This window comes from Xanthomonas sp. WHRI 7945, from assembly GCF_035026585.1.
Genome location: NZ_JAYIQP010000001.1, coordinates 392455 through 403823, shown reverse-complemented (window position 1 = coordinate 403823; position 11369 = coordinate 392455). Strand labels below are relative to the sequence as shown.

Here is an 11369-nt window from a genome sequence, read left to right as displayed (position 1 = left end):
CGACCGCGTCCTTCGGCGCGCGGCCTTCCACTTTCAGGAGCAGCGCATGGCCGATGCCGTCCGCCACGACAAGACCGCGCGGCAGCTGCGTTTGCTGTCCGATGCGCTGGACAGCGGGCGCCTGGGCCCGGTGCGGCGGCTGGTCAATACGCTGGCGCCGGCCGAGATCGGCAACCTGCTGGAGTCGCTGCCGCTCGGCAAGCGCGTGGTGGTGTGGGGCCTGGTCGATCCGGAAGACGACGGCGAGGTGCTGCTGCACGTCGGCGAGGAAGTGCGCGAGAGCCTGCTCGCGGACATGGACCCGGACGAGATCATCGCCGCGGTCGAAGACCTCGACATCGACGACCTGGCCAACCTGGTCGAGGACCTGCCCGACACGGTCATCGACGAAGTGCTCAAGTCGATGGACCGCGAGAACCGCGAGCGCCTGGAACAGGTGCTGTCCTATCCCGAGGACAGCGCCGGGCGCCTGATGAACCCGGACGTGGTCACCGTGCGCGCCGACGTCAACGTCGACGTGGTGCTGCGCTACCTGCGCCTGCGCGGCGAACTGCCCGACCACACCGACCACCTGTTCGTGGTCAGCCGCCGCCACCAGTACCTGGGCCGCGTCTCACTGGCCGCGCTGGTCACGCACGAGGATTCCACCCCGATCAACCGGCTGATCGACGACGAGCAGCCAGCCATCGACGTGGGCGAAGGCGCCGACGAGGTCGCGCGGCAGTTTTCCGACCACGACTGGATCTCCGCCCCGGTGGTGGACGACAACAACATCCTGCTCGGCCGCATCACCATCGACGACGTGGTCGACATCATCCGCGACCAGGCCGAGCACCAGGCGATGAGCGCCGCCGGCCTGGACGAGGACGAGGACATGTTCAGCCCGGTGCGGCGCGCGTTCCGGCGCCGCCTGCTGTGGCTGACCATCAACCTCGGCACCGCGTTCATCGCCTCCAGCGTGGTCAGCCAGTTCGAAGGCACCATTTCCAAGCTGGTGGCGCTGGCCGCGCTGATGCCGATCGTCGCCGGCATGGGCGGCAACGCCGGCACCCAGGTGCTGGCGCTGATGGTGCGCGGCCTGGCGCTGGGCCAGATCGGTGCCTCCAACGTCACCGTGCTGCTGCGCAAGGAGCTGGCGGTGGCACTGATCAACGGCGTGGCGCTGGGCATCGGCCTGGGCCTGATCGTGTGGGCCTGGTTCGGCCAGCCGCTGCTGTCGCTGGTGATCGGCTCGGCGCTGACCATCAACCTGCTCACCGCCGCGCTCGGCGGCGTGCTGGTGCCGCTGACGCTCAAGCGCCTGGGCTTCGATCCGGCGCTGGCCGGCGGGGTGATCCTGACCACGCTGACCGACGTGATGGGCTTCCTCAGCTTCCTCGGCCTGGCGACGCTGGTGCTGCTGTAGGCCAAGCGCGGCCTCTGCCTCTGCATGGCCGAGAAGTCCGCTGCATCCGCCGCTCGCACACGGGTGCCGATGCGTTCGCTTGCGCTTGCCGAGTGCGCGAAGACGGCGTTGGCGCGCTCGCGAAAGAGAAGGACCACGCGGCCCGCGCCTGACTGGCGCATGTCCGAACCCGGCGCTGGCGGCACGGCGCTCTGTCGCGCAAGGGCCGGGACGCCGATACTGGGGGTTCCCACCGCCGAGGGCCGCCCATGTCCATGCGTTCGTTGCTGATCCTGCTGTGCCTGTCGATGGTCGGTTGCAGCAGCCTGCCCAGCGACCCGGCCAGCGGCCACTTCGTATCCCGCCAGCTGACCGTGGACGGGCGCCTGTACCGCTACCAGGTGTTCGTGCCGGCGCCGCCGCATCGGCAGGGCCCGGTACCGGTGGTGCTGTTCCTGCACGGGTCCGGCGAGCGCGGCAGCGATGGCAAGCAGCAGGCCGATGCGGGCGTGGGCCCGTACCTGCGCCGCCACCTGGGCGACTTCCCCGCGCTGGTGGTGATGCCGCAGGTACCGGACGACCAGGAGTGGAATGGGGTCAACGCGACCATGGCGCTGCAGGCGCTGGACGCGGCCAGCGCCGAATTCGGCGCCGATCCGCAACGCACCTACCTGACCGGCATGTCGATGGGCGGCTACGGCACCTGGGAAATCGCGCTGCAGCAGCCGCAGCGCTTCGCCGCACTGGTGCCGATCTGCGGCGCGATCCTGTCCCCGCACGAGGACCGCGAATATCTGGTGGTCACCCCGGTGGCGGAGCTGCCGGATCCCTACACCGCGCTGGCCGAACGCCTGCAGCGAATCCCGGTGTGGATCTTCCACGGCGCGCAGGACGACGTGGTGCTGCCGCACGACGACCGCAAGATCTATCGCGCGTTCAAGAACCTGGAGGCCGACGTGCGCTACACCGAATATCCGGACGGCAACCACAACGCCTGGGACGCCACCTACCGCGACCCGAAGATGTGGCAATGGCTGTTCGCGCAGAAGCGCGGCGCCGACACCGCCGACGCGGCGCCGGAAACCGCGATCGGCGGCAGCTGAGCCCGCGCCGCGAACCGGCACGGCTTCCGGTCCTTTACTCCTGTAGGAGCGGCTTCAGCCGCGACAGAAACCCACAGCACAGAGACAGCGTCCGGACAGGAATGAACCTGCCGCTGTCGGAACCGAGCCACGCGAAGGCGGGACAGCAGCGGCAGCCAGTTGCTGTGCGCCTTCGGCGGTGCGGCAGCCACCCGCACGGCAAAACCGCGTACAGTCCGCGCTCGTTTTCTTCCCGGGCCGCCCATGGCAACCGACACCGCTTTCGCGCAGGCCGACTTCCTTCAGCGGCTGCAGCGTCTGGACCCGAGCGTCGCCGAGCTTGCCGGTGCCGCGATTCCGCCGTTGCTGATCGCCACCTCCGACCCCGCCGCACCCTGGCAGCTCAGCGAGACCGGGCAATGGCTGCTGCAGGTGCTCAAGGCCAGGCAGGCGCTGGCGCAGGCCGCGCACGCCACCACGCTGTCCGCCGACGCATTGCGCCGCGACCAGAAGTTCGCGCCGCCCGGGCGGCCATCGCTGCACATCGTGCAGTTGCGCCAGCAGCAGGCGGCAGCGCAGCAGGCGACGCGGCGCGCAAAACAGGACTTCGCACAGGCCGCAGCCGGCTTCGCGCGCAGTGCGGCGCTGTCGGTGCCGGCCAAGCCGAGCCTGAGCGATGTCCTGCAGCGTTGGATCGACAGGTATGTGTCTTAGTGGCGGGGATTGCGGATTGGGGATTGGGGATTGGGGATTGGGGATTGGCAGAAGCGTGGCCGGGTCGATCGTTGCATGCACCGCGCACTCGCAGCCTAACCACAGCGCTGGTACTCACTTTTCCGGGGTAGGCGGGGTACGCCAGGCGATGGCGCGCGCAACATGCACTCGCAGCGCGTGCACAACAGTGGCACCGGCTTTTCCTGGAGTCGGCAGGAGCGGTTGCGGGAGATTGCCGCATGCAACGTATGCCGACGCACCCGCAGCCCTGACGTACGCTTTTCCGACTCCCCGGTCGCCGCTTCGCTGCTGCCTCGCTGCTGAACGCCGCCGCGCGCAAACGCCGCGCAATGCGCCGGACGCCAAGCCGGCGGCGACCGGCTTGCTATCCTTGCCGGCCCGTTCTCCCCGCGGTTGCACGCGTCGAATCGCCCCCATGTCCGTCCTTTCCCACGCGTACACCGCGGACCGCAATCCTGCCCGCGTCAGATGCCAACGGCGCAGCGTGCGTGCACTCTGCCCCGCTGCCACGGCCGCACGCGCATGCTGAGCGGGCACGCGGCGAACCTCGCCACCTGGAGTATCTGCGCGCTGGCCACGGCCGGGGTGATCGCGCGGCCGTTCAAGCTGCCCGAGGCGCTGTGGGCGGTGGGCGGGGCGTTGCTGCTGATGGTGCTCGGCCTGATGCCCGGCGCCGAAGCCTGGCATGCGGTCCTGAAGGGCTACGACGTCTACCTGTTCCTGATCGGGATGATGCTGCTGTCGGAAACCGCGCGCGCCGAAGGCCTGTTCGACTGGGTGGCGACGCATGCGGTGAACCTGGCCAAGGGCTCGCCGCGGCGCCTGTTCGCGCTGGTGTTCGGGGTCGGCATCGTGGTCACCGCGTTCCTGTCCAACGACGCCACCGCGGTGGTGCTGACCCCGGCGGTGTACGCCGCCGCGCGCAAGGCCGGGGCCAAGCCGCTGCCGCTGCTGTTCGCCTGCGCGCTGATCGCCAACGCCGCCAGCTTCGTGCTGCCGATCTCCAACCCCGCCAACCTGGTGCTGTACGGCGGCACCATGCCGACGCTGGGCGCATGGATGGCCGCCTTCGCGCTGCCGTCGCTGCTGGCGATCGGGGTCACCTTCGGCATGCTGTACTGGGCCGAGCGCAAGGACCTGCGCGGGCGCTGCGCCGAACGCGTGGACACCGCGCCGCTCAGCCGTGGCGGCGCCTTCGCGCTGGCCGGCATCCTCGCCACCGCGGCGTTGCTGGTCGGCGTCTCCGCGCTGGGCCTGGAGCTGGGCCTGCCCACTTGCCTGGCCGGCCTGGCCACGCTGGCCGCGGTGTGCCTGGGCGGCCGGCAATCGCCGCTGCCGCTGGCCAAGGCGGTGTCGTGGGCGGTGCTGCCGCTGGTGGCCGGGCTGTTCGTGCTGGTCGAGGCGCTGCAACGTACCGGGGTCATCGGCGCGCTCGCGCAGGCCTTGGCCGGCGCGAGCGCGCAGTCGCCGCTGGCCACCGCCGGCGCGGCCGGCACGCTCTTGGCGTTCGCCTCCAACCTGATGAACAACCTGCCGGCCGGGCTGATCGCCAGCACCACCATCGCCCAGGCGCATCCGCCGCAACTGGTCGTCGACGCGCTGCTGATCGGCGTGGACCTGGGCCCGAACCTGTCGATCACCGGCTCGCTGGCCACCATCCTGTGGCTGACCGCGATCCGCCGCGAGGGCGAGGACGTGGGCTTCTGGCGCTTCCTGAAGGTCGGCGCGCTGGTGATGCCGCCTGCCCTGCTGTGCGCGCTGGGCGCACGCCTGCTGCTGGGCTGAAAGCCCGCGGCTGTTCTGTAGGAGCGGCTTCAGCCGCGACGAACGCAAGCACGACGCTTTTGCGTTCCTCCAAAAATGCAGCGCTCTCTTCTGCCTACATCGCAATGTCCGGCTCAGGTCGCGGCTGAAGCCGCTCCTACAGGGAGCGCAGCGCCCTGCCCTACCCGCGCAGCCGCCGCGCCACGCCGCTGACCAGCGCGATCGCGGCGGTCAGCGCGGCCATCGACAGGAACTGCGCGCGGGTGTCGGCCGAGGCCACCAGCAGGCCGAAGATCAGCGCCAGGATCGCCAGCGCCAGCACGGTCAGCACCGGATAGCCGCGCATGCGGAACGGCAGGCGGGTGCCGGCACGGTCCGCGCGCGCGCGCAGGATCAGCTGCGACAGCAGCGAGATCGTCCACACCAGCAGGCAGGTCGCGCCGACGATGTTCAACAGCACCGGCAGCACCCGGTTCGGATACAGCAGCTCCAGCACCGCGGCGACGAAGCCGAACAGCACGCTCGCCAGCACCGCCAGCAGCGGTACCTGGTGGCGGCTGGTGAACGCCAGCGCGCGCGGCGCCTCGCCACGCTGCGCCAGCGAGAAGATCATCCGCGAGGCGCCGTACAGATTGGCATTGAGCGCCGACAGCAGCGCGATCACCGCGATCAGGGTGATGCCGGTGGCCGCGCCGGGGATCCTGGCCGCCTGCAGCACCGCGGCGAACGGCGAACTCAGCGCCTCGCTCTGCCACGGCACCACCGCGATGATCACGCTCAGCGAGCCGATGTAGAACACCAGGATGCGCCAGGCCACGGTGCGGATCGCGCGCGCGATGCTGCGCTCCGGGTCGGCGGTCTCGGCCGCCGCCACCGCCACGATTTCGGTGCCGCCGAAGGCGAACACCACCACCAGCAGCGCCGCGCCGATGCCGGCGGCGCCCTTGGGCGCGAAGCCGCCGTTGCCGGTGACGTTGGACCAGCCCGGCGAGGCCACGTTCGGCAACCAGCCGGCCAGCAGCGCCACGCCGATCAGGATGAAGGCGATGATCGCCACCACCTTGAGGATCGCGAACCAGAATTCGAATTCGCCGAAATTGCGCACGCCCAGCAGGTTGATCGCGGTGAACGCGGCCATGAACACCACCGCGACCAGCGGCACCGGCAATGCCGGCCAGACCGTGGCCAGCAGGCCGGCCGCACCCACCGCCTCGGCGGCGATCACGATCACCAGTTGCAGCCACCACAGCCAGCCCACCGTCGCCCCGGCGGTGGCGCCCATCGCATCGGCGGCATACACCGAGAACGCGCCGCTGGCCGGCTTGGCCGCGGCCATCTCGCCCAACGCGTTCATCACGATGATCACCAGCGCGCCGGCGACCAGGTAGGAAATCAGCACCGCCGGCCCGGCCGCGTGCACGCCCACGCCCGAGCCCAGGAACAGCCCGGCGCCGATCGCGCTGCCCAGGCCCATCATGATCAGTTGCCGCGGTTTCAGCGCATGGCTCAGCGCGGGCGTGGCGGACGTGGCAGCGGGACCGGGAGGCATGGACGGATGCGGCATCGGGTTGGTCGATCGGCAGGAATCCCGACACGATACCGCGTCGCGATGGCGGCGTGCTCGCTTGCGTCTGTCGAGGTGATCGGGATGGGCCATTGCCCTGGCGGTTAGGCATCGGCGGCGAGCATGTGGCGAGCGCCCGTCCGGCAACTGGTGATCGGCCACGGCCGACCGCGAGGCCGCTTGTCGCGCGAAGAGCGCACGTTGCCACCCGGACGTGGACGCGTGTCCGCTTGATCGCTCTTCCCTGCCCTGCCCCTCCCTGTCCTACCCCCTTCCCTGCGCGGCCTATGCACGAGCAAGCGCGCGCTCGGGGCAGGGGTGACACGCCAAGTTCGGAAATACAAAACCAGCGAATTTCCTCGCACATCGCGCATGTCATTGATTTTCGGTATTGACAGCGATACTAACGTCAGAAATACTGAACATGCGTCGGGTTGGGAGCCCGCCTCGACGACCGGAGTCCGCGCCGCGGATGGCGCTGCACCGGTCGCACCGCGAGGCTCCGCCCGCACGCGTGATGGCAGGCCGGGAGACGGCCTGCACCGAGCGGCCTGGCCGGAAAGGACCACGGCTGCCGCCCGGCCTCTGGCGCACCGGTCCGCTGCATCAAGACAAGGAGAGACACCCATGTTCAAACCCCTGTTGACCCTGGCCGTCCTGGCCGCCGCGTTCGCGGCGGCGCAGACCCACGCCGCCGGGCAGAAGCTCGAAGCCAACGACGTCGTCCAGGGCCTGGGCGACCGCGTCCCGGCCGGCAAGAAGAACGTCAGCCTGTCGCCGCTGTTCAAGGTCTACACGTTCGAGAAGTCCGGGCTGAAGTTCGCGCAGATCAACTCGTCGAAGGACGACGTGATCACGGTGATCGCGGTCACCCCGGGCACCGAATCGCGCCTGCCGATCGGCTCGGCCGCCGAAGAGCAGCTGATCGCCGTCAACGACGAGAAGGATCGCCCGCTCGGCATGGTCACCGCCGCCGCGAGCTGCCCGTGCAGCGCCACCGTGGTCTACCAGGACGCCAACAACACCATCGTCGTGGTCTACGGTTCCAACGGCGAATACATCACTTCGTACGTGATCCCGCGCACCAAGGCGCCGGCCGCACCGCAGTAACGCGCGCGTCCAGCATCCGCGCCGCGACCGGCAACGGCCGCGGCGTTTTCGTTGCAGGCCCAGGCGTCGGGATGCGAAAACACCGTGCGGCCGATCCATGGCCGCATGCATTCCGGACGTAAAAAAAGCGCACGCCAGCGCCACTGGCGCGGCGGACGCCATCCGCTTTGCATGCCTCCGCGTCGCGGCGCGGGCGGCGGCAACCGCTACTGGCTCAGTGCAGTTGGTTGCCCGACAAGACCTGTTGCACCACCAGCAGCGCCGGATCGCGAGCATCCACCTGCTGCAGGCGCTGCTCCAGTTCCTCGCTGCTCAATACGCCCTCGCGGTGCAGCCATTTGAAACGGTTGCGGCGCTGTTCGGGATGCTCTTCGGCGAGCATGACGTCGTACTCGCGCCGCAAGTAGCTGGCGCGGCGCTGTTCGAGCTGCGCGACGATCCGCTCGCCGTCGGCATTCTTGATGACCAGCAGGTTGCCCTTCTCGGTCGGAATGATCAGGTAGTGGGTCACGATCAAGTGATAGGCGGCATAGCAGATCATGCCGACCCACAGCCAGAACGAGGGCGTGAACGCATGCGATTTCAGCGAAGCCATCACGGTCAGCACCAGCCCCAGCACACCCCACAGCATGCCGGCATTGCGCAGCCACTGATTGCGCTCGGTCAGGGTCTGGCGGTCGCGGCCGATGTCGCCGTAGCCCACCGAGAAGCTGCGGCTGCCGGAGCTGTCCTGTACCGAATAGTGCACTTCGTCGTCGCCGAAGACATAGCCGATACGGTTCGAAAAACGGCGTTGCTGGATGTCCACGATCGTCCCTTGATCTGCGACACCGGCCCCCTGCCGGCGTCCCCGCGGCAAATATAGCCAAAATCGCCGCGCTCCGGTGCCGCGCGCGACATTCGCCTCACGCTGGCGCGGCAGCAGCGCTCAGTGTCCCCAAGCGATGTCCGCTTGCGCATCGAGGCGCTCCGCCAGGCGCACCCGCCCTGGCGAAAGGCAATGCGGCTTACACCAGGCGCAGGGGCGCGGCAAACCGCTGCACGATCGGTCGCATCGGCCATGCGCCATGCCCGCACGTCGGCGCATGGCGCCGACGCATCGCGCTACGGTCCGCTCGGCGCCGCGTACTGCGGCGGCTGGGCCTGCGGCTGCGTGCGGTGCTGCTCGTCGTACGCGCGCACCAGGTTGTGCTGGTCGGTCTGGTAGACGGTCTCGCGCATGTCCGGCGCCGGCGCGTTGGCGTCGATCTGGGCACGGAAACCGGGAGTCTTGCCGCTGACGAAGATCTGGTCGTTGTGCAGCGTCGCCGCGCCGAGTTGGTCGACCCGCTCGATGCCTTCGGACTTGGCCGCCAGCATCGCCTGCGCGACCTTGGTGTCGGACACCTCGGCCGGCAGTTGCGCGCGCAACGCGTCGAAATAGGCGCGATCCTGATGGCCGGGCGGGAATCGGTCCTGGGCCTGATCCTGCAGCCGCGAGACGTCGCGATTGATGCGGTCCACGTCGCCGGCGGTGACCAGGTCGCGCTGCGGGTCGCCCTGCGCCAGTTGCAGGCGCGGATCGTCCGGATACAGCTGGCGCAGGCGCGGATCGGACAGGCCGGTGGCCAGTTCGCCGTTGCGCAGCGCCGCGTAGGTGCGCTGGGCCAGGTCGGGCGCGTCGGCGGCGGCATCGCCCAGGCGGCGGCCGGCCTCGTTGTTCCACAGGTCCATGCGGTGTTCGTACGGATCGTTGGGATGCGCCGCGCCGATCTCCGCGTCGTTGCCGAAATGGCGTGCGACCCACTGCATGCCGCCGGCGACCTGGGTGACGCGGCCGCTGGTATAGGCATGGCGGAACGCATCGAGCTCGTCGTTGTGGCCTTGCGCGGCGAAGCTGCCGTCGGGCCGCCTGGCCAGCGGCGTGCCGCTCAACTGCTCGTAGTACCGATAAGCCTCCTGCTCGATCTCCCGCTTGGCGCCTTTCGGGTCGGTGATGTCGACCATGACTAGCCTCCCTGACGACTCTTCTGGAATTCCACCGGGCCGGTGTATCCGGGATATTTCTTCCTGACCACGATCCTGTCGCCCGGGCCGAGGCAGGCATCCTCCAGCGAATCCTGCACGTGGCCCTCGTCGACGAAGAACTCCTCGTAGGGCAGCGACAGCACGCGCTCGTCGCCGTCCACGGTGAACTTCAGCAGCAGCGCGTCGTCGCGCTCGAAGCACAGGCGCTGCCACGCGAATGTGGTGAGCGCCGAAGCCGGCACCTCCACGGCATCCCGGCCACCCAACAACGTGGTGACCTGCTGCGCGAATTGCTCTTTGGAAAGCGAAGGATCGGCCATGGTGCATCCTGCGGTCGAGACGAGAGAAAGGATCAGCAACGCGGCGCGGCGCAATCGGCGCATCGGCATTCGCAAGCCTGCAGGGCTTACGGCGCGGGAGCGCGCGCGCCGCGCAAGGGAACTGGCGTCGGACATGGGACGTGGCTCCTTCCGCCGTCGATGGCGCATTCTGGGATATCCGCGCACCCGACTCAAGCGCGGAGGCCGCGGCCCGGGAGGCGCATCCCGAATGGCGGCGGGCAGGCCCGCGCCGCGGACGCAGGCGCCCCGGTTGTCCGGGGCGCCAGGGAGGTTCGCGTTACTCGGCCAGGTTGGTGCCGGCGCCGGCCGTGGCGATGACTTTGGCCTTGACCTGCGCGGCCGGAATCGCGGTGTACAGGTAGCCCAACGGCTCGGGGAACACCTTCGACGAGATCCAGGTGGTGGCGTTGGCGTAGGGCTTGCTGGTGCTCTCGGGCACGGTCCAGGTGATGCCGCCGCCGACATGGTTGTTGACCAGGTCCCAGTAGCCGATCGCGGTGCTGTCGCGCGAGGTGACCGGGTTCTTGGCGTTCTCGAAGTAATTGGCCTCGATCAGCGCCACCCCGCCCATGCGCACGTTGATGCCGGAGGTAAGCACGTTGTTGAAGTAGTTGTTGTAGATGTGGCTCAGGCCGCGGCGTTGCAGCGGCAGCCGCGATTCGACGTTCTCGAAGCGGTTGTGGTGGTAGGTGGTGCGCGCCGCGGCGTTCTTGGTGTCGTTGTCGCTGTAGCCGTTGAGCGCGACCTTCTGGTAGTCGTGCACGTAGTTGTACGACACGGTGACGTGGTGGACGCCCTTCTTCATGTCGATGCCGCCGTCGAAGGAGGCGTCGCCGGCGCCGGCGCACTTGGTCAGCGAGGCGAACAAGGTGTTGTGGTCGACCCAGATGTTGGACGGCTCGCCAGTGGAATTGCCTTCCAGCGAGATCGAGTCGGCGTCCTCGCCGCCGCGCAGCAGGCCGATGGTCATGTTGCGGATGATGATGTTGTGCGCATTGCCCACCACCCACAGGCCGAAGTTCGCCGACGAGCCGTTGGCGCCGCGGATGGTGATGTTGCTCTTGTTCTTGATCTGCACGGTCCTGGCCGGCAGCTGCCACTGCGCGCAGACGTTGCCGATGCTGGCGAAGTCGAACTGGCCGGTGTAGTTCAGCACCAGGCCGCCGCTGCCGGAATAGTTGTTAATCGCGGCCTGCATCGCCTCCATCGTGGCGACGTTGATCGGGATCGCGTTGCCGCCGCCGGTGGTGGCGGCGCCGTAGCCGATCGGGCCGGCGATAGCGGGCGATACGCACAACAGCGAGGCAAGCGCGAGCATGCCTGTGAGGGACTGGGTGTTCATCGGACTCTCCCATCTTGCAGCGAAAAGCGCCTGGCGCCCT

General features: G+C 68.9%; 10 protein-coding genes. 5 read left to right on the top strand and 5 right to left on the bottom strand.

Annotated features, from left to right (window positions below; translation table 11 throughout):
- Positions 1-46: 46 nt before the first annotated feature.
- From mgtE to VDQ83_RS01535, 4 genes are all read left to right on the top strand, one after another.
- Complete coding sequence (gene mgtE / locus VDQ83_RS01550) at positions 47-1405, top strand: magnesium transporter (protein WP_263395246.1); 1359 nt, start codon at positions 47-49, stop codon at positions 1403-1405.
- A 248-nt stretch (positions 1406-1653) separates the two neighbouring features.
- A complete protein-coding gene (locus VDQ83_RS01545; protein ID WP_455433608.1) occupies positions 1654-2487 on the top strand; it encodes a carboxylesterase family protein in 834 nt (277 codons plus the stop codon).
- A gap of 243 nt (positions 2488-2730) precedes the next feature.
- Positions 2731-3180 (top strand): hypothetical protein, encoded by a 450-nt coding sequence (locus tag VDQ83_RS01540; RefSeq protein ID WP_455433607.1) that lies wholly within the window; start codon positions 2731-2733, stop codon positions 3178-3180.
- Positions 3181-3723: 543 nt separating this feature from the next.
- Complete coding sequence (locus tag VDQ83_RS01535) at positions 3724-4986, top strand: arsenic transporter (protein ID WP_309918083.1); 1263 nt, start codon at positions 3724-3726, stop codon at positions 4984-4986.
- A gap of 160 nt (positions 4987-5146) precedes the next feature.
- Here VDQ83_RS01535 and VDQ83_RS01530 read toward each other — a convergent pair whose 3' ends face one another.
- Complete coding sequence (locus tag VDQ83_RS01530; RefSeq protein ID WP_309918080.1) at positions 5147-6529, bottom strand: amino acid permease; 1383 nt, start codon at positions 6527-6529, stop codon at positions 5147-5149.
- A gap of 627 nt (positions 6530-7156) precedes the next feature.
- On the opposite strand from VDQ83_RS01530, the gene VDQ83_RS01525 reads away from it, so the two are divergent.
- Positions 7157-7639 carry a hypothetical protein gene (locus VDQ83_RS01525; RefSeq protein WP_263395251.1) on the top strand — a complete coding sequence of 161 codons (483 nt, stop codon included), beginning with the start codon at positions 7157-7159 and terminating at the stop codon, positions 7637-7639.
- 214 nt (positions 7640-7853) lie between these two features.
- Here VDQ83_RS01525 and VDQ83_RS01520 read toward each other — a convergent pair whose 3' ends face one another.
- The 4 genes from VDQ83_RS01520 to VDQ83_RS01505 form a co-directional block, all read right to left on the bottom strand.
- Positions 7854-8447 carry a hypothetical protein gene (locus VDQ83_RS01520; RefSeq protein ID WP_309918075.1) on the bottom strand — a complete coding sequence of 198 codons (594 nt, stop codon included), beginning with the start codon at positions 8445-8447 and terminating at the stop codon, positions 7854-7856.
- Between the two features lie 296 nt (positions 8448-8743).
- Positions 8744-9625: a DUF6973 domain-containing protein gene (locus tag VDQ83_RS01515; RefSeq protein WP_455433606.1), complete on the bottom strand. Its 882-nt coding sequence runs from the start codon at positions 9623-9625 to the stop codon at positions 8744-8746.
- Between the two features lie 2 nt (positions 9626-9627).
- Entirely contained in the window at positions 9628-10101 is a 474-nt protein-coding gene (locus VDQ83_RS01510; protein ID WP_455433605.1) for a hypothetical protein, read from the bottom strand.
- Positions 10102-10264: 163 nt separating this feature from the next.
- Complete coding sequence (locus VDQ83_RS01505) at positions 10265-11329, bottom strand: pectate lyase family protein (protein ID WP_455433604.1); 1065 nt, start codon at positions 11327-11329, stop codon at positions 10265-10267.
- Between the last annotated feature and the right edge of the window lie 40 nt (positions 11330-11369).

What these genes read in the sequence shown, in the direction of transcription:
- mgtE (WP_263395246.1), top strand. Translation starts at nt 47, where the DNA reads ATGGCCGATGCCGTCCGCCACGACAAGACCGCGCGGCAGCTGCGTTTG.
- VDQ83_RS01545 (WP_455433608.1), top strand. Translation starts at nt 1,654, where the DNA reads ATGTCCATGCGTTCGTTGCTGATCCTGCTGTGCCTGTCGATGGTCGGT.
- VDQ83_RS01540 (WP_455433607.1), top strand. Translation starts at nt 2,731, where the DNA reads ATGGCAACCGACACCGCTTTCGCGCAGGCCGACTTCCTTCAGCGGCTG.
- VDQ83_RS01535 (WP_309918083.1), top strand. Translation starts at nt 3,724, where the DNA reads ATGCTGAGCGGGCACGCGGCGAACCTCGCCACCTGGAGTATCTGCGCG.
- VDQ83_RS01530 (WP_309918080.1), bottom strand. Translation starts at nt 6,529, where the DNA reads ATGCCGCATCCGTCCATGCCTCCCGGTCCCGCTGCCACGTCCGCCACG.
- VDQ83_RS01525 (WP_263395251.1), top strand. Translation starts at nt 7,157, where the DNA reads ATGTTCAAACCCCTGTTGACCCTGGCCGTCCTGGCCGCCGCGTTCGCG.
- VDQ83_RS01515 (WP_455433606.1), bottom strand. Translation starts at nt 9,625, where the DNA reads ATGGTCGACATCACCGACCCGAAAGGCGCCAAGCGGGAGATCGAGCAG.
- VDQ83_RS01510 (WP_455433605.1), bottom strand. Translation starts at nt 10,101, where the DNA reads ATGTCCGACGCCAGTTCCCTTGCGCGGCGCGCGCGCTCCCGCGCCGTA.
- VDQ83_RS01505 (WP_455433604.1), bottom strand. Translation starts at nt 11,329, where the DNA reads ATGAACACCCAGTCCCTCACAGGCATGCTCGCGCTTGCCTCGCTGTTG.